The organism is Metapseudomonas cellulosilytica, assembly GCF_049334135.1.
In the GTDB taxonomy this organism is placed as follows: Bacteria; Pseudomonadota; Gammaproteobacteria; order Pseudomonadales; family Pseudomonadaceae; genus Metapseudomonas.
On record NZ_JBHZGN010000002.1, the window covers coordinates 62,305 to 86,707 of the forward strand.

Annotated in this window: 20 protein-coding genes; 4 read left to right on the forward strand and 16 right to left on the reverse strand. The window is 57.0% G+C overall.

From position 1 onward, the window contains the following. The first annotated feature begins 34 nt into the window (after positions 1 to 34). Entirely contained in the window at positions 35 to 391 is a 357-nt protein-coding gene (locus tag ACFW0H_RS02440) for a histone-like nucleoid-structuring protein, MvaT/MvaU family (protein ID WP_422912310.1), read from the forward strand. Positions 392 to 427: 36 nt separating this feature from the next. Here ACFW0H_RS02440 and ACFW0H_RS02445 read toward each other — a convergent pair whose 3' ends face one another. The 13 genes from ACFW0H_RS02445 to ACFW0H_RS02505 all read right to left on the reverse strand — a co-directional run bounded on the left by ACFW0H_RS02445 (position 428) and on the right by ACFW0H_RS02505 (position 15,923). After that, the gene (locus ACFW0H_RS02445) at positions 428 to 574 is read right to left on the reverse strand and encodes a hypothetical protein (protein WP_422912311.1); all 147 of its coding nucleotides are present in this window, start codon (positions 572 to 574) and stop codon (positions 428 to 430) included. A 320-nt stretch (positions 575 to 894) separates the two neighbouring features. Next, on the reverse strand, positions 895 to 2,349 hold the full coding sequence (locus ACFW0H_RS02450) for an amidase (protein ID WP_422912312.1): 1,455 nt from the start codon (positions 2,347 to 2,349) through the stop codon (positions 895 to 897). A 60-nt stretch (positions 2,350 to 2,409) separates the two neighbouring features. After that, complete coding sequence (locus tag ACFW0H_RS02455) at positions 2,410 to 2,799, reverse strand: YybH family protein (protein ID WP_422912313.1); 390 nt, start codon at positions 2,797 to 2,799, stop codon at positions 2,410 to 2,412. 78 nt (positions 2,800 to 2,877) lie between these two features. Further along, a complete protein-coding gene (locus ACFW0H_RS02460; protein WP_422912314.1) occupies positions 2,878 to 3,804 on the reverse strand; it encodes a SphA family protein in 927 nt (308 codons plus the stop codon). An 81-nt stretch (positions 3,805 to 3,885) separates the two neighbouring features. Then, entirely contained in the window at positions 3,886 to 4,851 is a 966-nt protein-coding gene (locus ACFW0H_RS02465; protein WP_422912315.1) for a helix-turn-helix domain-containing protein, read from the reverse strand. Between the two features lie 390 nt (positions 4,852 to 5,241). Then, positions 5,242 to 5,871: a hypothetical protein gene (locus tag ACFW0H_RS02470; protein ID WP_422912316.1), complete on the reverse strand. Its 630-nt coding sequence runs from the start codon at positions 5,869 to 5,871 to the stop codon at positions 5,242 to 5,244. Positions 5,872 to 6,501: 630 nt separating this feature from the next. Continuing rightward, the gene (locus tag ACFW0H_RS02475) at positions 6,502 to 7,530 is read right to left on the reverse strand and encodes a phosphotransferase (protein ID WP_422912317.1); all 1,029 of its coding nucleotides are present in this window, start codon (positions 7,528 to 7,530) and stop codon (positions 6,502 to 6,504) included. Then, the gene (locus ACFW0H_RS02480; protein ID WP_422912318.1) at positions 7,527 to 8,297 is read right to left on the reverse strand and encodes an SDR family NAD(P)-dependent oxidoreductase; all 771 of its coding nucleotides are present in this window, start codon (positions 8,295 to 8,297) and stop codon (positions 7,527 to 7,529) included. Before ACFW0H_RS02480 ends, ACFW0H_RS02475 begins: the two co-directional genes overlap by 4 nt. Continuing rightward, positions 8,294 to 9,478 (reverse strand): acyl-CoA dehydrogenase family protein, encoded by a 1,185-nt coding sequence (locus ACFW0H_RS02485; RefSeq protein ID WP_422912319.1) that lies wholly within the window; start codon positions 9,476 to 9,478, stop codon positions 8,294 to 8,296. The genes ACFW0H_RS02480 and ACFW0H_RS02485 overlap by 4 nt, the downstream gene beginning before the upstream one ends. A gap of 46 nt (positions 9,479 to 9,524) precedes the next feature. Beyond that, entirely contained in the window at positions 9,525 to 10,046 is a 522-nt protein-coding gene (locus tag ACFW0H_RS02490) for a DUF1993 domain-containing protein (RefSeq protein ID WP_422912320.1), read from the reverse strand. A 410-nt stretch (positions 10,047 to 10,456) separates the two neighbouring features. Continuing rightward, positions 10,457 to 13,936 (reverse strand): indolepyruvate ferredoxin oxidoreductase family protein, encoded by a 3,480-nt coding sequence (locus tag ACFW0H_RS02495; protein ID WP_422912321.1) that lies wholly within the window; start codon positions 13,934 to 13,936, stop codon positions 10,457 to 10,459. A 228-nt stretch (positions 13,937 to 14,164) separates the two neighbouring features. After that, entirely contained in the window at positions 14,165 to 15,340 is a 1,176-nt protein-coding gene (locus ACFW0H_RS02500; RefSeq protein WP_422912322.1) for an alpha/beta hydrolase, read from the reverse strand. Continuing rightward, complete coding sequence (locus ACFW0H_RS02505; RefSeq protein WP_422912323.1) at positions 15,333 to 15,923, reverse strand: VOC family protein; 591 nt, start codon at positions 15,921 to 15,923, stop codon at positions 15,333 to 15,335. Before ACFW0H_RS02505 ends, ACFW0H_RS02500 begins: the two co-directional genes overlap by 8 nt. Before the next feature lie 291 nt (positions 15,924 to 16,214). On the opposite strand from ACFW0H_RS02505, the gene ACFW0H_RS02510 reads away from it, so the two are divergent. Genes ACFW0H_RS02510 through ACFW0H_RS02520 form a run of 3 tightly spaced genes read left to right on the forward strand, consistent with a single transcriptional unit; the run spans position 16,215 to position 18,888 of the window. Further along, on the forward strand, positions 16,215 to 17,105 hold the full coding sequence (locus ACFW0H_RS02510; RefSeq protein ID WP_422912324.1) for an isocitrate lyase/PEP mutase family protein: 891 nt from the start codon (positions 16,215 to 16,217) through the stop codon (positions 17,103 to 17,105). Beyond that, on the forward strand, positions 17,102 to 18,070 hold the full coding sequence (locus ACFW0H_RS02515) for a zinc-binding dehydrogenase (protein WP_422912325.1): 969 nt from the start codon (positions 17,102 to 17,104) through the stop codon (positions 18,068 to 18,070). The genes ACFW0H_RS02510 and ACFW0H_RS02515 overlap by 4 nt, the downstream gene beginning before the upstream one ends. Beyond that, positions 18,067 to 18,888 (forward strand): SDR family NAD(P)-dependent oxidoreductase, encoded by an 822-nt coding sequence (locus ACFW0H_RS02520; protein WP_422912326.1) that lies wholly within the window; start codon positions 18,067 to 18,069, stop codon positions 18,886 to 18,888. Before ACFW0H_RS02515 ends, ACFW0H_RS02520 begins: the two co-directional genes overlap by 4 nt. A 42-nt stretch (positions 18,889 to 18,930) precedes the next feature. Here ACFW0H_RS02520 and ACFW0H_RS02525 read toward each other — a convergent pair whose 3' ends face one another. The 3 genes from ACFW0H_RS02525 to ACFW0H_RS02535 form a co-directional block, all read right to left on the reverse strand. Further along, the gene (locus tag ACFW0H_RS02525) at positions 18,931 to 19,989 is read right to left on the reverse strand and encodes a LacI family DNA-binding transcriptional regulator (RefSeq protein WP_422912327.1); all 1,059 of its coding nucleotides are present in this window, start codon (positions 19,987 to 19,989) and stop codon (positions 18,931 to 18,933) included. Positions 19,990 to 20,459: 470 nt separating this feature from the next. Next, the gene (locus ACFW0H_RS02530) at positions 20,460 to 21,659 is read right to left on the reverse strand and encodes an RNA-binding domain-containing protein (protein WP_422912328.1); all 1,200 of its coding nucleotides are present in this window, start codon (positions 21,657 to 21,659) and stop codon (positions 20,460 to 20,462) included. Next, entirely contained in the window at positions 21,641 to 24,310 is a 2,670-nt protein-coding gene (locus ACFW0H_RS02535) for a TrlF family AAA-like ATPase (protein ID WP_422912329.1), read from the reverse strand. The genes ACFW0H_RS02530 and ACFW0H_RS02535 overlap by 19 nt, the downstream gene beginning before the upstream one ends. Positions 24,311 to 24,403 lie beyond the last annotated feature (93 nt).

The window sequence follows — 24,403 nt, forward strand, 5'->3', positions numbered from 1 at the left end:
CGAATAACTTCTCAAACGAAGAGGTCGTCTTTACATGTCAAAACTCGCAGAATTTAAAGCTCTTGAAGCCCAACTAGCAGAACAGCTGAAGCAACTGGACGTACTGAAAAACGATGAAGGGCTTAAGCGCGAAATCGAATTCGAAAGCAAGCTACGTGCGCTGATGGCACAATACGGCATGAGCCTGCGCGGCATCATCACTCTGCTTGACCCGCAACGAGCTTCTAGAGCTGAACAAAAGGCGACCAGCAGTCGCCGCGAGCGCCAAGTGAAAACCTACAAGAATCCGCACACCGGCGAATCCGTCCAGACCAAGGGGGGCAACCACAGAGTGCTCAAGGCATGGAAGGCCGAGTTCGGGGCGAAGGTTGTTGAGGGTTGGCTGCAATAACTAGCACCTTGGCAGACGCCGCTAAGACAAAGCCGCTCATTGAGAGCGGCTTTTTTCATTTTCGGTAGGCTGGAGGGCTGGCTTTAACTGCCCCATCCGCTCTTCGATTTCCATGAACTTATTGGTTGTATCCGCACAATCCTGGCGCAATTCGCTTCTCATCACCTCGAAGTGACGGCTCAAGTCCTCTCGTTCAGCCTTCATTTCTCCCCGGAGCGTTTCGACAGCATCGTCCGACCGTTCGCCCTGCTTCAGGATCGCATCGTCCAGACAGGTGGCGATCTCATCTAGGATGATTGAGGTGAGGCTACTCGCGACAGATTTTATTCCTACGCGATTATCTGATCCCGCGTCTTTTCGGGGCGCGCGACAGACTTTCGATTTCCTGAGCGCACATTCAGCCCCACGGGGCACTTAGCCTCGCCTCGGCAAGGCGAGACAGACTTTATTCCTTAATTTCACCAGATACACCATCTATGGCTGGTGTATCTGGGCATTTTTCATCAGCGTGGATTGATGGGCGTTAAATTGCCCGCGCGAGCTTCGATGACTTCGGCCGCGTCCAGTAGTTCCTCTTCGCGGAAGCGCCGACCGAGGAGTTGCACCCCACAGGGCAGGCCACTTGCGACGCCGACCGGCACTGACATCGCCGGGAATCCCAGGTTGGCAATTGCCATCATCGACCAGTTGGCTTCGACAGCCCGGCGCATGCCGTTGATATTTTCGATGTCGATATCTTGTGGGAACGCCTGCTCGGCACTGACCGGCAGCAGCAGAATTGGATAGGTCTCTAAAAACGCTTGCAACTGCACAATCAGAGTGCCGCGGCGGGCATAACCGTGCATGAAGTCACTCAGGCTCGGCTCAGCCCCCCACCAATCTCTAGCCACCTCGCAGGTGTATTGCATAGCCCGCAGCGCCCCTTGGTCACCTGACTGTTCGATCAGCGGGGTGATTTCTTGCAGCTCCTGCAAGGCCAGCAAATACCAGAGGCGATAGGCTTCTTCAAGAATTGGCAACTCGACCTCTTCTACGCTGTAACCTGCGTCAGCTAAGTAGCGTGCAGCGTCCTTGAGTGCTGCTTCGAGCGCCGCCGTCGCGGGGGTTCCCGTATTGCGCAGCACGCCGACACGGATAGGTCGTACGGCTGGCTCGAGGGTATAAGGCAGTGGTACGGACAGAGGGTCACGGGGGTCGAAACCGCTCATTACCGAAAGCGCCAGACGCAGGTCGCCGACACTGCGAGCGATTGGCCCATCTGTAGCCATGGCTTGCACGCAGAGTGGTTGGTCCATGTTGGTTGGGCCGAACCAGCGCGGTATGCGTCCTACGGTTGGGCGAATACCCGTCACCCCGCAACAGAATGCGGGGTGACGGATCGAACCGCCAATATCGTTGCCAATGGCCAGCGGCATCATGCCGGTCGCCACGGCAGCGGCGGCGCCACCACTCGAACCTCCGGGTGTGTGGCCCTTATCCCAGGGGTTAAGAGTGACACCATGCAGCACGTTGCTGGAGAACCATCGTAGCGAGAACGCTGGCACATTGCTGCGGGCGCTCAATATCGCTCCGGCCTGGCGCACCCGGGCCACCGATGGCGAGTCCTCACTGGCTACATGGTTGGCGAACAGGGTCACCCCATTGGTTGTTGCACGACCACGCTGATCGATGTTGACCTTGGTTGACAAGGGGACGCCATGCAGTGGGCCCAGCGGTTCACCTGCGGCTAGCGCGCGGTCAGCGGCATCTGCTGAAGCCAACGCTTCCTCGTGGTTGACTTCAGTGAAAGCGTTAATCTGTGGGTTGATTGCATCAATGCGTGTCAAGCAGCTTTCCACTGCCTCACGAGAAGAGAGTTTCCGGGTTCTGATTGCCTTGGCCAGGTCTACGGCGCTCCAGGTCCAGGGCTCGTTGGACGAGAGAGGCGCATTCGTGGTGCCAGTTGATGCGTTTTTCATTCGGGGCGTACTCACTATTAAAGAAGGATGCTTATGCGCGTGAGCGAATTGCTCGCCGTATCAGCCACTGATTCTGTCGCGGCTGACGACATCCCGGTGCAGTCGCCATTCGCCGTCGATTCGTTTCCAGGTCACAAGATAACGGCCCGCTGCAGCGGTCATGCGCAAGCCGTCGGGAGCTTGAACATAGAGCTCATAAGCACCAATTTCGGTCGCCGCATTGTCGTCGCCATCAACATCCACCGTAGTGAACCGGCCGCCGACGATGCCGCTCATGAAAAGGCTTTCGAAGAAGGCGCCGATCTGCGCCTTCCCGGTGAGCGTTGGGGCACCATCAGGCAGGAAGCACGCATCCTCGGTGTATAGCGCGATCACGTTCTGGATCTCCTGGCTGGCAATTGCCTCTGCCAATTTATGTTCTGCGGCTTGAATCTGGTCTTTCAAAGACATGGTGTTTTCCTTGCGAGAGGTGGGACTGCTCCTAGGAGCGAAGAAGCAATCGGCGGCGGTAGGGATAGCCTTGGGGGGTTAGAAACTCTGAGAGACACGCAAGGCGAAGGTGTAGCCTTCGGTGCGGTTGCGCGCATCGAATTCCTTGTAGAGATGCATATTGACCACCGGCTTGCCCGGTTTGAAAAAGGCCAACGCTGGACCTATGGCCACTGCCTGCGAGCGGTTGCCGGTGTCCAAGTTAGGGGCATCGTCATCGGTCAGCTGACGGTAATAAAACCCGCCTAAGCCAACGGTCCAAGGGCCAACGTGTTGGCCCACGGCAAACTCATGTTTGTATTCGACGCCACTTTTGTAGTCGGTGGCGTGATTGCGGGTATTGAAGTCGAGCTGAAAGCTAGAGGAGACCTCGAAGCCTGTATTGCTGATATAGGTGAAGTTCGCCGCAGGCGAGTAAGTCCAGTAATTTGTACCGGGGGAGACTAGGCGGTTCTTATCATAGTCACCGGTCGGTGCGGTGATGGCAAAGGAGGTGTTGACGAACAGATTAGGTGATACGTCCCACTGCAAGATCAATGGGATGAACACTGCATCGGCCATTCGGAAGGGATCTGCTTTGAGCGTCTGCGTGCCGATTGGCGTTTGAATGTCCAATTCAGCATCCATCTTGAAGAACGGCAGCACACCGCCAAACCCGTATCGAGCGCCGAACAACTGGTGCTCTGTCATCCGGAAGTAGGCGGCGGATATGCTCCACAAGTCCAGCGAGAAATCGTTCTTAGATCGGTTGCCGTGGCTGTCTTTGAGGATGTCCGCCGAGTAGTAGCCTGTACGCAGGGACAAGGTGCCGTATTTCGATGGTGGAGGCGTGATGCCCGCGCCGAAGTCATAGACACCAAAGGTTGTGGTCGGCCTGCCATTTTCGGTTGCTTCTGCCGCCATGGAGGCAGTCAGGAGACCGACGGTGAGTGCCAAGAGGTTCGCGGTGATCTTATTGTTATGCATCGCATGTGCCCGTCCAGATTAGTGGTGCAGGGACATGCTATGGCTCTACAGAAGAGGCTCCTATCCGATTTCAGCACAGTTTCAGCGGCGCAACGTGTGCGTTGGGCTTTCACCGAACAGCGCGCGGTACTCAACGGAAAATCGGCCCATATGCCAGAAACCCCAACGTGCAGCCACGTCTTGGATCGAGCTGGCAGAGGTCTTCTCGCGCAGTTCACGCCGTACCGAGTTGAGACGCAGAGCGCGTAGATAGGCAACTGGATTGATCCCAAACGCCTCCTGGAAGCAGTACTGCAACTTCCGCCTGCTCGCACCAATGCTGTTGCAAAGATCAAGGATCGTGAAGGGCTCGTTCAGGTGGTTCATGGCGTACTCGCAGGCGCGATCTACCATGCGCTTGCGTGCTGTGGGTTTCAGCGATAGGGGCTCATCACAAGTCATGATGTCGAGCAGGCGTAAAGTCACTGCGGCGCGAAGGTCTTCACGAATCGACGCATGTTGAAGAGCCTCTCCACCAAACCTGGCGTTTACTAGCTCATCAATTACATTTTTTAGTTCGTACCAAGCTGAAGCATCGCCGATTTGGTAACACATGGGATGATCAATAAGCTGAAAGCTGCTCCCTTGGCGCTCTAAGGTATGTCGTAGAGTATCCTGATGAATGGATACGAGCAGGATGTCGACGATCTCCGGTACTTTCAACTCCGGCATGTTGTCGCCATGTGCTACTAGCAAGGAGGGTCCGCTGATCATATGTCCAGAGCAATATACGTCGCCTTGGTATTTCAAGTTCACACAAAACGCGATGTTGCCCTCCACGGCAGCGCCTGATTTTTTCATCGCCTGATTAGAGCGATCGCGCACCAATTGCACCTCTCCCAAGCGAAATTCGATCAGCTCGCCCACAAATGGACCAGGGCTCAGCTGGTCGTAGGCGAGCCGCCATCCGCTCAGGTGTTGAGCATGCTCAGAAGAGTCGTGAGTTTGTACACGGTGTAGGTGCGTCGTGTACTCGCTGGACGGTTGGGCGTGGAGGGTGTTGCTCATAATGCACAGGCCTGAGGACACAACTAGAGCTTTACGGTGAAGCTATAGGCAAATTTCATTCCTAATCTAGGGCTTTCCTTGAACTGATGGGCAATTGGGGGCGATTCAGCCCTAGCTGCGCGTGCCCGTCTTGCGCTAGATAGTTTCAGCTGCTAGGCAGATGTGGCGTCCAGTATCCACGCTTTGTCTAGTAGGTAGCGTCGTATGCTCCTGATTGCTACCTAAGGAAACCCCCGATTCCATTGCTATCGCCTCTCCTCGCCGATGGCGCTCCGGCGCGTGCATCTGATGCAGAACTGGTTTGGCTACAGCGATCTGGCGATGGAGCAGGCGCTAGCCAAACGGTGATATCCCGGTGCAATGGCAACACCATTGCACCGGGGCCACCGATTACCGAGGCGACCAGTAAGTATCATCTTTCGGGATTACACCGTCGGTGCGACCGTACTGGGAAATGATCTCCGCCACTTGACGCTGAAAAATAGTCTCAAGGTGCGGGACTATCATCGCCACGTAGGCGTCAAAGTTCGGATGCTTCTTCCAGTAGCCCCCCGAGATTGCGGAGCTAAGCGAGCGATCGAACCATCCACGGGTGACCATCAGGACGCCGGCAACCTGATCTGCCAGCACTTGGCTGTGGCTGGCCTGGTGGTGCCCATCCTGCTTCAAGCGCTTGCGCTCCATGTGGCTACCGGGACGGTACCCAAGCGTTTCAACCGCCGCCAGGAAGCGCTCATGGCGCTCACGGTGAAGCCTCTGATCTTCTTTCACATCCGCCGCGAAGCGGTAATCGCAGAAACGGCAATGGCTGATGCTGTTCGGGCCGCCAGGCGTATCCACGTCCCGGTTGATGAACTGCTCGTAGCGCTTGTTCAGCTCGTGGTAGTCACGGACGCCGAACAACTCCACCGCGGCCTTGTCCAGGCGCTGGGTGTGGGCCAGGTTAGGGAAGGTGTTCTTGAGAGCTTTGGCGTGACGCTTAGCTTGCTGCACCGCAGCGAAAGAGAGGGTGTGTTGCATCCTCAGCCTCCAAGGCTGGGCCTAGTGTCCACTACGAGGAACCCAAAAAATGGGCGATTGTGGTGCGGTCACGATAGTGCGTGTGCTTTGCCTGTGTGGACGGCCGGCACCTACCGGGTGCCTTGAGGGGATGATATTGGTGACCTCTTCGGAGGGCAAGAAAAGTCCCCACCGAAGCGGGAACTTGCGAGATTCGCTTGGTTTTTCGAGACGCCGGCTTGGTGGCAGGTCACTTCGCAGGACCAAGATCAGCAATGCAGACATTTTGAGGTGCTGCGAAAAAAGAGGGTTTGGCCGACGCAGAAACATGAGAGGTCGTGGCAAACATGCTTCATGCATCGACCAAACCCAAAAGGCAAACTATTTGCGCGATGCTTCATAGCGCAACGCACGTCGCTAACCGATCGCGGCAACTAGACCAGCTTTTGCCCCGGTCTCAATGGCAACCTCCGCGGTAGTTGTTCCATCCGCAGCACGTTGGGCAATCCCATTGGAGACCCGGAACTTCATTCCGCGGAGGATGAACCCGAAGACATTCTGAAACGCTGCAAAAAAAAGGTTTGGCCGACGCAAAAACACGAGAGATTGGGGCGAGCATGCTCCATGCATCGACCAAACCAAAAGGGCTAACTATTTGCGCGATGCTTCATAGCGCAATGCACATTGCCAACCGATCGCAGCAAGCGGACCCGCTTTCGCCCCGGTCTCGATGGCATCTTCTGCAGCAGCTGTTCCATCCGCGGCGCGCTGGGCAATCCCATGTAGGATTGCTGCCATCCGAAACAAGTTGTACGCCATATAGAAATCCCAGTGCTCGAGTGCATGCTGGCGGCCCGTCGCCAAAACGTAGTTGCGCACGTAGTCGGGTTCCTCAGGAATTCCCAGCTGGGCAAGGTTCAGCCCAGCGATACCGCGCCAAAGTGTGGCGGGAATGTGCCAGCTCATGCAGTGATACGAAAAATCCGCCAGCGGGTCTCCCAAGGTGGATAGCTCCCAGTCCAGCACGCCAATCGCACGTGGCTCCGTCGCATGCAGGACCAGATTGTCCAGGCGAAAATCACCATGAACCAATGTTGTTTCATCATTAGTGGGGATTCGCCCCGGCAGCCACTCCATGAGTCGCCGCATGTCCGCTGTAATCGGTACGGTAGCCTCGCTGCACTGACGCGACCAACGGCGGACTTGCCGTTCGATGTAGTTACCAACCTTGCCGAAACTCTCAAGCCCAACCGCGCGAAAATCCACCGCGTGAAGGCCCGCAATCACGCGGTTCATCTCGCTATAAATAGCTGCGCGATCCTCGGGGTGCATACCAGGCAACGACTGGTCGGTGATGACCCGTCCAGCAAGGAACTCCATCACGTAAAACGGTGTTCCAAGGACAGTTTCATCCTCACAAAAGGCCAGCATCTCCGGCACCGGAATGTCCGTCGCGGCAAGAGCGTGCATAACACGATGTTCGCGGTCGACGGCGTGCGCCCCCGGCAACAGTTTGCCTTCGGGTTTTTTGCGGAGGACGTATTGCCGGTCTCTGGTTTCAAGGCGGAAGGTCGGATTGGACTGTCCGCCTGCGAGCGGAATGGCGACCAAACCATCAGACGGGAGCCCCTGCTCCGAAAGGTAGGTCTGCAATGCGGGGATATCGAGAGTCTTGATCATAGCGTGTTCACCAAATGACCTGCATCCACCGCGAGCGTCGCCCCCGTCATCGAGGCACCTGCATCACTGGCAAGCAGCAAAAGCGGGCCATCCAGATCATCCAGTTCCACGAAACGGCGGCTCGGAATACGCGAGCGGAGTTTGTCGCCCTTTTCCCCAAGCAAGAAGTCACGATTGAGGGCGGTGATCACATAACCGGGCAGGAGCGCATTGACTCGAATGTCATACCGCGCGAGCTCTAAGGCCAGCGCCTTGGTGGCCTGAACCATGCCCGCCTTGGAAATCGCATAAGGCGCAACGCCGCCCGCCACTCGCTCACCCAGAATCGACGCGATATTGACGATGCTGCCACCTTGCCCGGCAGCCTCCATGCGTCGCGCAGCCTCCGTGGCGACGAGCCAAGCCCCTTTGAGGTTGGTGTCCATCACCATGTCATAGTCCGCGGGCGTTTGTTTTAGAGCGGACTCGGTCACAGTGACGCCCGCGCTGTTCACCACAACGTTCGGCGCCCCCCAGTCGGCAATCCCATCAAAGCACTGACTGACGCTGGCCGGATCGGTTACATCCAGTGCCACCGCCCGGGCCTCGCCTCCATCTTTGACGATTTCATCGACTAATGCTTTGAGCTTATCCACCCTACGTGCGGCGACAACCACTCGCGCGCCCTGGGCTGCAAGAAGCCGAGCGAAATGTTCGCCCAGACCACTCGATGCGCCCGTTACTATGGCGAGTTTGCCTAGCAGGGAAAAGCGACCAAATACGCTCATTGTGTCGCCCCCGTTGCATCCTCAAATGCCTTGATAATCTTGCGAGCCATGCTCCAGCGGTGCACTTCATTCGGCCCGTCATAGACTCGGAATGCACGCATATCGGTGAAGATGCGCATGGCGGCAGTTTCACCGGTCATGCCCTGACCGCCCAGAATTTGCACCGCACGATCCACCACGCGCCATTCTGCCTCGGAGCAGACGACCTTGGCCCGGCTGGATTCAAAATTGCATTGGTGACCTTGGTCCATCATCCAGGCGGTGTGCCAGATGTGAAGCCGGGCGGTTTGTAGGTCCATATCATTGTCGGCGAGCATGAAGCCGACGCCTTCATGTTTGCCGAGCTGCCTGCCAAAGGCTTCGCGGCGGCTTGCGTATTCCACCGCCAGTTCATGCGCTCGGCGCGCCTGACCGAGCCAGCGCATGCAATGGGTTAAGCGCGCGGGGGCCAGACGAACTTGGGCATAGCGAAATCCCTTGCCAACTTCGCCGAGGACGTTTGTTGCGGGCACGCGCAGGTTTTCGAACCGCAGTACGCCATGACCACCGGTGAAACAGCGATCCATTGCATCCATGCTGCGCTCGAGAGTGATGCCGTCAGCGTCCATGTCACTCAGAAACATTGTGGCGTCACCGTCTTCCGTACGCGCCATGATGATGACGTAGTCGGCCCCATCCGCGCCGGTGATCAGCCACTTCAAACCGTTGATGATGAAATCGTCACCATCACGCACTGCGCTGGTCCGAAGCATGCTGGGATCTGCACCCGCGCCAGGCGCAGGCTCGGTCATCGCAAAGCAGGAACGAATGCGCCCCTCGACTTGCGGGCGCAACCAGCGATCCTTTTGCCCGTCGGTGGCAACTGCCTCCATCAGGTGAATGTTGCCCTCATCCGGTGCGTGAATGTTCATCGCCGTTGGTCCAAGCCATGAATAACCTGCCTCTTCAAACACCACCGCCTTTTCAATGTGGCTGAGGCCAAGACCACCCAGCTCTTTGGACGCATGCGGCGTTAAAAGCCCTTCTGCCCGCGCTAGCGCGACCAGATCACGGCGCAACTCTTCGCTTGGACCGTGCGCGCTTTGACGAGGATCGTTTTCGAAGGGAATGATTTTTTCGGCAATGAATCGCCGCGTCCGGTCACGCAAGCGCTCAAGTTCTGGCGAAAGGTCAAAATTCATTGTGTCATCCGTCTACGTCATGCGATGGTGGTTTGGCGAGCAGGCATCAGGACTTATGACGAAGCCTGCCCAGGTAGTCAGTCTTGCCAATGTCGAGCCCCTGGGCGCGCAGAATTCCGTAGCCCGTAGAGACGTGGAAATAAAAATTTGGCAACGAGAAGGAGAGCAGGAACTCTTCGGCCAAGAACTCCGCTCGGAAGGTTCCGGCTTCAAACAGTAGGTTTTGGCCGGCGAGGTCATTGACCTCGTCCTTGTCCAGATCCCACAACTCTTCTATTACCGATTCCACGCGCTCCTTCATGAGGATGAAGCTTTCGGGCCACTGCGACTGGTCAGGAGTGAATTTTCCCTGACGCGCCGCATTGATAGCCCCGATAGAATGGATCGCAGTGGCTTTAATCTGATAACTCAGCGGGCGCATATCAAGCGCCAGGCGGGCGTTCATCAGCACTTCGGGTTCCACGCTGTGCGCCACGCAATGACTCTCGGCCTTGTCTAAGAGCGTGGTTACTGATCCCAAAACCTGTATCCAAGAAGGAACCAGTGCATCGAAAAGTGAAATGGTCATTGGCTCTTCGTATCCTTGTAGTTTGGCAAGCCGTACCTGATGGTCATCTCCATAGCTTCGGCATCAGGCTCGCAACATAAACCAAGCAACTTTGGACAAAACGCGGTACGGCGATTTCAGAAAACTTACCTGGCGGAGTGGCTTGGCCGTTTTCCTGCACACAAATATGCATTAGCAATGCGAAGTACCTAGCGTGCGTCCTGCTAAATAAGGAGTGCAGAAATCCCGCGCGCACTCAATTGTGTGATGGCCTGCGGCTTCTCCGCCAGATCATGGAGGCAGACCCAAGCTTTGGTTTGTCCAACACCAGAACTTGGGCATCTTCATCAAAGAACACCCAGCAGCGACTAATTACTCCCCGCGGGCGCTTTCTCTCGTCATACCGTGGCAGTGCTCTAATTAGCCAGGCCTTACACGCGTGCCTCGCGAAGCGCCGCGCGAAGCGCCGCGCGTTCGTTGGCAGCCTTCGCGGCATGCTCGACGCGCACATGTCCGTAGCCGCGAATTTTCTCAGGCAGTGAAGCCAGGGCAACGGCATCGGACACGCATAGTTGCTTGCCGACGCATTCAAGGATCAGAGCCAGATCGTCCTCGTAGTTTCTGAGAAGTTCACGAGCGAATTTGTTCTCCGCGTTGTTACGGAACGGATCAATTAGCGTCCCGCGTATTACTCGCATAGATTTGAGAACCCGCATTGCCGGAAAAATCCAATCGCCTACTTCGCGTTTTTGACGATTTCCTGTGACGGGATCGATTTTTGAGAAAGGCCACGCTCCAAGATTGAGGTGCACCCGGTAGTCACCTTCGAAATTGCTTTCGATCTCTTCGCGGAATGCGGTCGAGGAGTAAATGCGCGCCACCTCATACTCGTCCTTGTGAGCAAGCAACTTGTAGTAATACCGTGCAACCGCTCCGGCCAAGGCACCCTCTGCGCCGATCTCATCATCTTTTTCCTGCGCATGCCTCACAACGTACGCATATCGCTTGGCTAAAGCCTTACCCTGATAAGCAATAAGGCGTTGGCTACGCTCTGCAACGATGTCTTCCACGCGATCAGACTTAGGTTTAAGGGAAGGTACAACCTGTTCAACGCCCGACCTGGTTTCATTCGCCAACTCGCCTCGCACAGCTTCGGGATCGACGGCCATTCGGCGCCCCCACTCAAAGCTCTGGATGTTAAAATCGACCTTCACGCCGTTGAGCTCTATTGCACGGTAAAGCGACTTGAGTCCGACGGGGACGCGCCCCTGCTGCCATGCGAAGCCCAACATAAACATGTTTACTGCAATGGCATCCCCCATAAGGCCTGTCGCAATTTCGCTGGCCTCCAATGCAAGGACCTTCTCTCCCGTCATCACTCGTAGACGCTCTATAAGCCCGTCAACATTGACCTGCCAATCAGGTCGTTTAGGGAAGTCCGAAGTTGGTGTTACAACCGAATTGACAACGGCGTAACTGCGGCTGACGTCCAGCTTGCTGACCGCCTCATCACCGGACGCAACAATGAGATCGCATCCGATAATAAGATCTGCCTCGCCCAGACCAAGCCGGGAGCTACGTAGCGTCTCGCCTGATGGCGCGAAGCGCAGATGCGACATCACAGCCCCGTACTTTTGAGCGATGCCCGTCACGTCAAGAACACTGCTCTCGCGCCCCTCAAGGGTTGCAGCCATATTCAGGATCGCCCCGATGGTCACAATCCCCGTGCCTCCGATCCCGGCAACAAGAACCCCATATCCGCCCTTGGTATCGGGCAGATCCGGCTCTGGCAAATCGCCCCATTTGTCAGATGCCTCCGCACTGACACCCACTTGGCGTTTCAGCTTTCCACCGCGCACAGTCACGAAGCTGGGACAGAAACCCTCAACGCAGGTCAGGTCCTTGTTGCAGCTCGACTGATTGATTTTGCGCTTGCGGCCCAGTTCCGTTTCGAATGGCTCAATCGACATACAATTGGATTTAACGCCACAGTCACCGCAGCCCTCGCAGACTTCGGCGTTGATCAATACACGCCTCGCCACGTCTATGTTGGGGTTGCGCTTGCGCTGGCGGCGCAGCTCAGTCGCGCAGGCTTGGTCATAGATCAGCACCGACACCCCGTCGTATTCACGAAGCTCGCGCTGCACCGCATCCAGATCATTGCGCGGACGTAGATCGACACCTTGCCCCAGACTAATACCCTCGTAGCGGGACACGTCATCCGTCACGAGCGCGATCCGCCTCACCCCCTCGGCGCGCACCAAATCAATTGCGCGCGGGACCGTGAGATCTCCGTCCACATGCTGCCCACCGGTCATCGATACGTAGCCGTTGTAGAGCAGCTTGTAGGTCACTCTCACCTTGGCTGCAACGGCCTGCCGGATCGCCATGCTGCCAGAGTGGAAAAAGGTGCCATCCCCAAGGTTCACAAAGACATGCTTTTCACTGGTGAAACGTGATTGCCCCACCCAGAACATGCCTTCAGCACCCATGTGGGTCACGGTGCCGGTAGTCTCGGGACGGATCCACATTGCCATGCCGTGACAGCCGATCCCGGCCATTGTCCGGCTGCCATCGGGTACCACGGTGGACCGGTTATGCGGACAGCCTGAGCAGAAGTTCGGGGCGCGCAAGAGACCCGGCACTTCGAGGGTCGGTACAGCCCCTTCGTCGCTCGATGACGGGGCTTTCAGACCAGCAAGTCCGGCGATGGTGCGCGCGACGATCTTGGGTGACAGCTCGCCCGATATTGGTAGTAAAGGTACTCCCTCGGGCGTCTGGCGCATGCCAGCCGGATCGGCCTTCCCCCAAACTCTTATATTCTCGCCGCTGGCTTGTAAGATGGCGCGAATTTGCTCCTCGATAAACGAGCGCTTTTCTTCGACGACCAGAACTTGATCCAGGTCTTTGACGAACTCTTCAATGATCTGCGGATCGAGGGGATAGGTCATGCCCAACTTCAAAAGGCGAATACCTTGCTGCTCAGCAGCTTCCTCGGTCAGGCCCAGGTCGGACAGGGCGCTGCGCATGTCCGTCCAGCTTTTTCCTGCGGACACGATGCCCAGTTTCGGCACTTGTGGGGCAAGGACTATCCGGTTGAGCCTGTTGGCGCGCGCATAGGCGATGGCAGCGGGGATTCGATGCTCGTAAAGGCGCGCTTCCATTTCTAGAGGCGGCTCATTGGCGCGGATGTGCACACCATTCGGCGCTACTGTCGGCTTGTCAGGGAACACAGGAAGTGCGCGATGCGGGCCAACCTCGACGGTCGAGGTCGTCTCAACCACATCCGTCACCAGCTTTATCGCTACCCAGAGACCGGCAAATCGACTCATCGCAATCCCGTGCAAACCGTAATCGAGGATTTCCTGAGTGTTCGACGGATAAAGTATTGGCATACCGCAGGCCTTCAGCTGCATGTCAGACTGTGCCGAACGGGACGAAGACTTGGCAGCGTGGTCATCGCCGACCAGTGCAATCACTCCGCCGTTGGGCGCTGTGCCTGCGGTGTTGGCGTGCTGAAAGGCGTCGCCGCTGCGATCAACTCCTGGACTTTTGCCATACCAAATGCCAAAGACTCCATCAACTTTGGCTCCTGGATAGAGGTTCACATATTGCGTGCCCCAAACCGCGGTTGCGGCGAGGTCCTCGTTAACCCCCGGCTGGAACTCGACGTTTAGCATGGTTAACTTGGACTTGATCCTCTGCAGCTCCATGTCATAGGAGCCCAGGGGAGAACCGCGATAGCCAGAGATAAAGCCCCCCGTGTTAAGGCCAGCGTCAAGGTCGCGCCAACGCTGCTCAAGCGGTAAACGGGTGAGAGCCTGCGTGCCAGACAGAGCGACGAACCCCTCACGCAGCTCATAGCGATCTTCAAGCTTGGTTTGGCGCGGTTTATCTATTACTTCTGCCATTTCTGACTCCAGAACAGGGGTACGGCTTTGAGTATTTCGCTGGCGACGCCATCACGGAGCGCGCCTAGGCAAGTGGCGTTGGCGGATGTCGAAACCGCGACATACCCGAACACTCCAGAATGACCAACCGCTTGGGTGTATGCGGCTTTCGCAACACCTGCGTCACCCTGGGCATGCCCGGCACGATATAGGTGGGCACTTGTGAGGACGCGAGGCGCTCAGCTTGGCTCAAAGCAACTGACGTGCTTCTAACCAGGTTCGGACAAGGCTTGTCGCCTCGGCGATTTGCTCAGGCTGATTCGCGTAGTAGTGCGTCGCGCCCTTGATGACGTGCATCTCTTTGTCCTCGGATGCGGCCGACTCAAAAATCCGCCTGGAATCAGGCTGCGGAACACCATCATCCGCGCTACCTTCGATCACCAGAAGCGGTGCGCTAATTCTGGCGGCACATTCAAAACCATTGGCGCGGGAATCCTCCGGAGACCATTGCGAGAGCCAAGCGCGCAACGTCGAGAATCGCGCCAAACCAATCGGTCCAGAGTTCACGGTTTCGGGGTCACCCAAAAGCTTGCCACCGGGCTCACGGTCATTTGGGTCCAGCGACCGATCCAGGAATCGAAGGTCAGCCCATGTTCGGTGCACGACAAAGCCACGCTCGAGCTCACCAGTACTACGGCTTTTCAAATCCTCAAGCGTGTCCTTAACCCAACTAGTGATTTTATGAATACGCGCCCGCTGAGCCGCGCGGTAACGCGCGATATATTCGGCTGTGTAGGGCGGCTGGTTCGGGTTGCGGGGGTCGTAGATGTCGAGCTCCACATCGCGGTCATCCGGGTTGGCCTCATCACGCACGGATGGATCAATCACCTCAGCAAGATGCAAGGCCCTGCCTGCGTGAGCCGACTGAAACACAACTGCGTCTGCGGGAATCAGCTTGGCCCCAGCAATATCAACAGGGTCGCCCGCTGGGGTATCGACGATCGTTGGCGTCTCGGCTTGCGATTGGTAAAGCAGCGATAGTGATCCGCCACCACTCCAACCTAGAAGAATGATTGTCTCGTAACCCCACTCTTCCTTTGCATGGCGGATGTAGGCACCGAGATCGAGAACGACCTTCTCCATGATGAGTGCGGTGTCGTTCTTTGGATAGCGGCTACCCGCGCACAGAACATGCATCCCTGACCGCGCAAAGGCTTGCGGCACAGGTAACAAATGCAGCGTGGAGCTTGGGTGCATCAAGATAATGAGGGTCTTGGATGACAAGCCCTTCGGACGCAGGAGCATGCCCTCTAAATTGGTCTTCCCCTGTGTCCCTGAATAGCCATAGGTCTCAGCGAAACGCGAACGCTCCTCATAAGAAATATGCACCCACTCGTAAGACACCTCACGATCTTGGTTAGCCATTACGTGGTTCCCCTCTGCCGGATGCTGCTTCCGCCGGCTGGGACTTAATTTTGTTCCAGGCCTCCAAAGACTCATAAGCTTCGCGCTTGTGCAGCTCCCACGCCTCGGCATTCTCCTCGGAGTAGGTAATGAACTCTAAGCGGTAACCGTTCGGGTCGTGGAAATACAGGGATGTGCATACTCCGTGATCCACTGGGCCGTCACACGCCACGCCACGCTCTTCGAGGTGTACGCGCCACTCGTGAATGGCGTCGAGATTCTTCACCTTCATGGCGAAGTGCAGGTCCATGCCCCACTGACGCTTAAAGTCGAAGACGGATCCGTCAGGAACATCCGCAACGTCAAAGAACGCCAAGTAGGACGGCTCTCCGGGCACGTTGCTCCCAATGTCGAAAAACAGGTGCAAATAGCGCATCACCTCGCCGGTGGTCGGGTGCCGATAGTTGATCATTGCAACCTCAAGCGGGAAGCCAAGCACCCCCTCGTAAAAATCACATGTCTCCTGCGCATCCCGGCATCGGTATGCGGCGTGATCCAAACCAAAAACCTCAGGCAACTTGGGGTCGATTGGACGCCTGGTCATCGCTTGTCTCCTCCAATGTTCGCGCCGGCCATCAGGGCGCTTTGTGATGTGCGGATTCGATCCTTGGTGCTAACGTTAGCTTTTTTGTGCGCACCAGTAAAGCAAAAACAACCAAGAATCGGCATTACCCAGCCCGGCACGAGATCCGAAAAAACCCTTTACACGTCAAGAAATGTCGGCAAAGCTACCTGAGCTTAGCGAGTTTGAGCAGACCACCAAAAGACAGTATAACGATTGCACAATGCAGAGTTGAGCAAGCCAAACCACGACCAGGAGAGGAGACCGAGCGAGATGGCAAAGCGCCAGACTTTCAGTGAACTGGCAACCCCAGGCGTACCGCTTGTCATGCCGTGCGCTCATGATTCGCTCTCGGCGCGACTGATTGAAATGGCCGGTTTCCCGGCGATGGCAATCAGTGGGTCTGGTGCACTTGCGGCACGCTATGCACTGCCCGATTTGGGACTCGCGGGCCTGACCGACATGTCAGCAATAACTCGGGATGTTCTTGATGCAACGTCGATTGCCTGCATGGTCGACGGGGATGACGGTTACGGGGATGTGAAATCAGTCGCTCGGACCGTCCGCGTCAACGAATCCCTCGGCGTTGGCGCTCTCGTGCTTGAAGATCAAATGCGCGCTGTAAAGCGGCCTGGTCAAAGCGCAGCTGTGAGCGTGGTGAGTGACGAGGAAATCGCGGCAAAACTGAAGGTCGCCCTCGATACTCGTGACAACAAAGATATGTGGATCATCGGGCGCACCGACGCCTACGGTGCGCAAGGTTTGGACGCCGCAATCCGCCGTGCGGAGATGTATCTGAAATGTGGGGTGGATGGGCTTTTCCTTGCCGGGGTACGCAGACCCGAAGAGCTTGAGCGTATCGGCCAAGCGTTCCGTGGAACGCCGCTCACAGTCGTCGTTTATGGGGGCCAGGATTGTCCTTCACCGCCTGTCAGCGAGCTTCATGCCATGGGCTATACACAAATTTTGTATCCGCTCGCCCTGCTCTTGCCTATGTGCACTCTATTTGAAGACGTTCTCAAGGGGCTCCGCTTGGCAGCGACAAACGGCGCACCGCCGCCTTTGCCTGAGGACGAAAAACGTGCGCGCTTCCTGCTTGGAAAAGCGGTGAATGCCGAGAATTGGCTGTCACTGGAAAAGGTCACTGGCGAGGTTTTGGAATGAAGGGGCTTATCGTTGATAACACCAAGCCGGATCAACCCCGGCTCACCCTGGCGGAGGTACCACAGCCGACGATCGGCGAAGGGGAACTCCTCGTTCGGGTGAAGATTTCAGGCCTTAACCGTGCCGATCTGGCGCTTACTTCCGATCACTACGCACCGAACACCGTTGCAGGCAGCGAATTGGCCGGGGAAATCGTTGAAGTGGGCCCAGGTTGCACTGGGTTTTCCGTAGGCGATCGGATAATGGCGGTTTCGCGCGGCTCGCACGCGGAATTTGCAAATGTCGACCATAGGATCGCGGTGAAACTGCCGGATGGGATCGATTGGCAAGCGGCCGCCTCATTACCCGCCTGGTTCATGACTGCACATGACGCTTTGATTACGCAAGGCAAACTGCGCACTGGTGAAACGGTCCTCATACAAGGAGTCACCTCTGGTGTAGGCCAAGCGGCTGCGCAACTTGCCAAGTTAAGCGGTGCGAAGACGGTGATCGGGGTCGCGCGTTCGCAGGACAAACTGGATCAACTGACGGGCACGGAAGTAGACCACACCTTTGTAATGAAGGACGGCTGGTCCGAAGCGGTACGCGAGGCAACAGGCGGGCAAGGCGTAGACCTTGTCATCGATATGGTTGGCGGCGGCGCTCTGACCGGGAACCTGCATAGCCTCGCCATTTGCGGGCGCATTGTTGCGGTAGGCCGCCTCGGGGGCGCTAGCGACACACTGGATATCGGCATGCTTGCGTTTAAGCGCGCGCAAATCACCGGGGTGACCTTCCGCACCCGAAACATGGAAGAAAAAGCCGCCATCGCCCGAGCCTTTGCCTCGGACGTTCTTCCACTGGTCGTGGAGGGCAAACTCAAGCCGCGGATCGACCGAGTGGTTCCTCTTGCCGAGGCAGGTTTGGCACAAGAGCTGATGCGGCACAACAAACACTTTGGGAAGGTATTATTGGTAATCGCATGAACTCAGCACAAATCAACACAGACACGCTCTCGATGAAACCTGAGGGGACTGGCCAGCCATCGCAACGTGACGGCCGTCTTTTGGGGCGACGCATTGTTATCACCGGCGGCGGTACCGGAATTGGCCGCGCGATAGCCGAGCGATGCAGTCAAGAAGGCGCCGTTGTCTCCATCATCGGGCGGCGGCAAGAGCGACTGTCCGAAGTGCAGGCTGTCACTGGTGGCTATTCATTCTGTGCGGATCTGCGCGACGAAGACGCGACCACCTGCGCCATTCACGAATCTGCCGCGTCTATGGGCGGACTGGACGGTCTTGTGAATGCGATAGGGGTCCTTGACGTCTGTACCCTGGAAGAGTGCGACCTGGAGCGCTGGAATGAAAGCATCCTTACCAATCTGACGGCTCCGTTTTTGGCTTGCCGCGCGGCGCTTCCATATCTTCGCGAGGCAGCCAGAGATGGAAAGAGCGCAGCCATCGTGAACATCGCCGCGCTCGCGGCACTCATGCCAGGGGTCAGCAGCGCAGCCTACTCCGCAGCCAAGGCAGGTTTGGTCCAATACAGCCGAACCATTGCCAAAGAATTGGGGCCGGAAATTCGTGTAAACAGCGTCTGCCCTGGTGCCGTCGAAACCCCTATGACCGACGGTTTTCTTTCCAGGGACGGCGTGGACCGCGACGGATTCATTTCCCGCTACACGCTGGGTCGCCTGTCACAACCGGCAGAGGTAGCAAACGTTGTCACGTTCCTTTTGAGCAGCGAAGCCTCCTGCGTCATTGGCAGCAATTTTATCGCCGACGGCGGGCGCGCTTTTCGGTAAGTTCCCACGCAATACTACTTGGTGGTAGTTCTTAGGATGGGTTCAACTCATCCCTTGCGCTTTGCATGGGACTGCGGGACGAGGCAAGGAGATCCTGCCGGGGGGCGGGCCTGAACTGCCCCTCACGACCAACTCCCCGGGCGTGACCGACCCAAAGGGAGCGCTAGACGCCGCACTGCCCTTCTTCATTTGATGCAGGAGCCAGAGACCGCAGGCTGTGGCAATCTCGGAGTTTGGAACAGAAATCGTTGTTAACCCAGGCTGCCACCAACGGAATCCCGGCTCGTCACCAAATCCCACGACCGAAAACTGTTCGGGGATTTTTAGGCCCTGATCGATCACCTCATCCAATATGCCTCGGGTGATTTGCAATGAGCCGAGCACAATACCCGTCGGCGGCTCCGTCAATGCAAGGAGCTGGCGCAAAGCCGCGCGCCCGAACTCCGACGATGCGCCAGGGCCGAACACCATTAGCTCCTCGTCGATGGCCGCGCTCATTTGCGCCATACGAAACCCATTGAGGCGCTCTTCGCCAACAAAGGTTGATGGGGGTGGTCCAATGTAGCCAATCCGTTGGTGCCCCAAGGCGATAAGATGCCTTGTGCCAGCCTCAAACGCTTTGACGTTGTCGAAGCAAAACCACTGTTCGCCCAGAGACGGATGTCGTCTAATCCACTGAACATGTGGCGTGGACTTAAGAAGTCGGATGGTTTCTGGACGTGGATTTTTGGTTGGGGTAATCACAATACCGGCGGCGCTAGCGCTGATCAATTCGCGCAATTGTCGTAATTCGGCATCGGGATCATCGTTGGTTTCTGAGAGGACCAGCTGATAGCCTTCTGCCTCCAACGTTTTCGAAAGGGCATGCGCGCCAATGCTGTACTGGCTGTTGCCGAGATCAGAGAGCACGAGGCCAACGAGCTTGCTTGACCCGCCGCGCATCATCTGAGCCGCTCGATTGGCGACATAGCCAAATCGTTCAGCCTCCTTCATGACTAGCTGCCGAGTCTTCACGCTGATCCGCGAATCATTGGCAAGCGCACGCCCCACCGTCGACACGGACAAATTCAAATGCTTGGCGAGCTCTTTGGCTGTTTTCATCAGATTGCACGTAGTAGATGGGGGAATGGTATCACGCGTGAAGCACCATAACGTGAGACTCAATTTTACCCATGTTCTGATGCGTTTGATCGACGAATGTAATGGTCAAGCATCTAATCGAGGAAATAGCCACGAGTGAGCGAGTCACCATTGAGCAAATGATTCAAGAAGGCTCATGTACCACCGCATGGGCGCGGCGGGCAGGCTAAACGCGGGAAGCCGTGGTAGGCGGCGACATGCTGGCCCAGTGCGAGAACTGGCTTGCCCAACATGCCAACGAAGCCCGTAAATAGGAAAGGGTCGAGTGAATCTTATCTGGTCCGGAGATAGGTTTACAGCTATGAGGATATCTCCCGCCTCCCCTGAATTAGTGCCGTGCACAGCCCATTTGCCAACCTCCTTCAACCCCTTCGCATTCCGAACCTACAAAAAACGCAACAGTGGCACCAATGGGCGCTTGTCGTTTCCGCTCATACGGTGCGCCCCTCGTCGAGAGCAGACGATTCCACCGCTAGCAGCGTCTGGGGCCGTGTCACGATGGCCTTGAAGAGATTGCCGGCGCGGTCATCGATGAGTTCAATTGCAGGCCAGGCCCGCAGGGCGCGCAGCAGGCCGCTACCCAGCCCGCGATAAGGGAGGAGCTTGGTAGCGAAGGAGGCGAGGATGGGGTTGCGCATGTTGGAGTTGCCGGCCTTGATGTTTTCGATGGTCAGGTTATTGGGCAGGTGGCCGGGGCTGATGATCTCGACCCGATCCGCAAATACCAGCACCCGCACCGGGGCGCTGATGAAGTAGTCGCGGTGGATGAGCGCGTTGGCGACCAGCTCTTCCCAGACGATACGGGGCACTTCTGGGCGGCCCACGGAGTTGATGCCCTGATCCCCTTGCAGGGCACGGGTGTTGGCACTGATGAAGCCCAGCGTTTGCTGGAACACATCGGCGAGCTTGCCGATGATGTCGCGGCTGTCGAGGTAGCGATCGTCCTCAATCTCATTGCCGACAAAGGCCACCGCCTTGACGATGAAAGCGGGCAGCGCATAGTGCGGCGCCTTGGCGAACAGCAGCGCGCCAGCAACATTGAGCTGCCCCTGGTTCATCAGGTTCATGTTGGTCAGCAACTGAGGTAGCGGCTGTTGGTGCTGGGCGGGCGGCTCGCCGAATTGCTGCTCGAAGAAGGCTTCGAAATAAGGCATGTCCACATCGCCGCCCCCCAGACCCGCGACCGGAGTTTCGTCGGCATGCACCAAGCCTGCCTGTTGGAACAAGCGCTGGATTTCCTCGCGCGAGGTGGCACGGCGCTTGTCGGAGCCGTTTTTCACCCAGATCACCCCGTTTTTATCCATATAGGGTTTGTTGATCCCCTCGGCGATGGAGACAACCAGCACCGTGCCCGCAGGGTGTGCCACGTTGTCTGTGAGCGGGTTCACGGCGGGGCGTACATTCTGGGAGGCCGCGTTGGCGATGAGCTGGTTGAGACGGGCCACATCGGCGCTGGACAGACCGCGCACCGAACCATCGTCGCTCACGCCGATGAAGATCCGCCCGCCAGAGGTGTTGCTGAAGGCAACGATCTCTGCCGCTAAGGCATCGGCATTGGTGATGTCCGCCTTGAACTGATGGCGACTGTCCTCACCTCGGCTGAGGATGTCGATCAGCTCTGTGGTTTCCATAGGTTGTAAACCTCTTTACGACGGTTGAAGGCTTCTTGGCCTCCTTCCATGATGTTGATGATGGCTTCTTGCACCGGGCGGGCGTCGATGCTGCCGCTTCGAGTGGCGACTTTTTCATCCTGGTACTGGCAAGCGTGCACCTGCTCGGCATCACCCAGCACCGGGAAATTGGCGTTGTGGGTGGCGAAGATGAATTGGGCGTGAGGCTTCATCTCGCGGAGCAGCTTGATCACATCGTCGTAGATGGTCTGGTTGTCCAGATCGTCTTCGGGCTGGTCGATGATGATGGCGTCGTTCTGCCGCTGGCTGAGGACATAGAGCAGCAGGGCTGAAGCACGCTGCCCGAGCGAGTGGTGCTTCAGCTCCTTGCCACGGTAACGGATCACGAAGCGGTTCGGAACTTGCCAGGTAACGAATTCGGCCAGATTCTGCATGAAGGTCTTTTCAAAGACCTCAGGTGTGCTGCCCGCCTTGACCAAGGCACCCGGCAGTGCACGCAGGAGTCCACCGAAATCGGCGTAGTCCTCCATGACCGCCCGGAGGGTGGTTTCGCGGATGTTGCTGCCTTTGAAGAGCTGCTGCATGAAGCTGATGGCAGACTCTTTATCGTCTTTGAATTCGGCTTCGATCTGAAGGGCGGTGTGGCTGGCATTCACACGGTCCAGCTCCCCTTTGATGGTGCTGTATTCGTGCAGCCAAAGTTCATTGAGCTTGTCGATCTCGGCAAACAGCGCATCGCGGATGCTGGTCTGCAGGGACTCCTGCTTGGCAAGTGCCTCCAGCATCTGCTCCGCCTTAGTCTTGCGCTGTTGCTGGGCCAGAAAGTCATCCGGCTGGATGGCGGTCATGCCGGTTTGCTTGAGTTCCTGGGCCAGTTGTCGTTCGACTTGCGCGAACTCTTCCTGAAGGCTCTTGCGTGCGCCTTCGAACTCGCCCTGTTGAGCGTTGAGGCGGCTTGCAATGGCACGTGCGTCTTGTTCGATCTGCTTGAGTTGCTCGACCCTACCAATGAGATGCGAAAACTCAGCGTAATAAGCGGCGAAAAACTCTGGGTTTTGCCGGGACACGTAGCTCATCGCATTGCGAAGTTCGTCCTCGTGCTCGGCGATCAGGCTGCCCAGGGCAAGGGTGAAGTCGTCTGCCCGCTCGCGCAGGCGCGTGAGCGCAGCGGCATCCTGTTGAAACCCTAGGCGTTTCTGAAGCTTGTCGGCTACTCCGTACTCCTCAAACTTCTTCAGGCGGAAGTTGGAATCGGTGAGCTGCTGCTCGTAGTCGCGTTTGAGTTCGGCAGCGTCGCTGAGTTTGAGCCAACGCTGGGCGGCTTCCCGCACACGCTGGCGTTGGGTTTCGATGTCATCGCGCAGCACACGGAGCTTATCACCGACCAGCTTTTCCACCAGATCAGTCTCGAACCCTTCGCCCGTGCTGGAGAGGTCTTTCTGCCCAAAGTAAATCGGGCGGCGCAGAACGGTTTCCCGAATTGACACGCCGGGCTGCAATTTGCCGTCCAGATAGACGTTCGGGGCTTCGCGGAAGATGCGGGAAATCGTGAACTCTTGCCCGTACACATCGCAGGCCGTCAGCGTCACTTTGCCGCCACTGCCCAGGGTGTGACGGATCAGCTCATCTTTGTACTTGGTGTCCTGTGCTTTCTCGCCCCGAGGGATATCGAGAGCAAAGCGCACTGCCTCCAGAATAGAAGACTTGCCGCTGCCACGGATGCCGATGAGCGTATTGAGTTCGGGGGAAAAATGCAGCGTCTGCCCGTCGAGGATTCCGCCATCGAAGTGGATGCTACGAATATGCGAAGCCTGGTGCTTTGGGGGATCCAAAGCTACACGTGAAGGGGCGTCGCTCAAGGCGAACTTGGCCGCTTCGTAGGACAATTCGCCAAGCTTGAGATAGCAGGTTTTCCCCCGACCGATTTCGTCGAGGCACTTGGGGTCACTGCCTTCTAGCTCGGCTGGGTACCAGTTCTGCAGCCAGCTTTGAACCTTGGTTCGGCTGGGCTTGTCTTTGCCTGCACCATCATGGGTGCGAACCTTCTGAAAACCCAAGGTTCTGCGGCGGAAGAACTCGTTTTGACCAAGCTCGGCCAGACGGCCACCATCCAGCTCAGCCCAAAGTCCGCTGTTGGCTTCAACATGGGCAAATACGAGAAAAAAGTCGCGGTGATAGCTTTCTAGCTTCTTGATTGTCTCCAGGAGCGACCATGAGGTGCGTCCGTTCTCCTGTTCGTATTGTGCAGGTGTTTTGCCCTCGAAAGCGCTAGTCAAAAATGGATTGATGTAATCATGGCCATCGGCAAGCCAGTCGTTGGAAAACACGACCAACGTATGGATGCCATTGGCCCCATCATTGACGGATAGCTCTACGCCCGGCAGCAGTGCAATCCCTTTTTTCTGGGCAGTAGCGCGCAATGCCTTGAATTCAGAGCAATCAAACTTGTTGTGATTGGTAATCACACCCAGTCGAATTTGGGCCTTTTCCAACGCATCCACGTAGCTGCTGTTGTAAAAGTCGTCATCGGCAGCGTATTTGAACTCGCGGTCTGCACGGGTATGCAGATGAAAATCCGCACGTATCCACTGTGCCCCTTTTGCGAAAACGGGGACTCGTGACCCTGGGTGCTTTGGCAGCAGATCTTCCATTACCGTCCCTCCTTATACGCAGATAGCCCCGCAATCTCGCGCCCCTGGGCAAGCTTGTGTAGAAGCGGCGTTATGCCTTCCACCAGAGCTAAT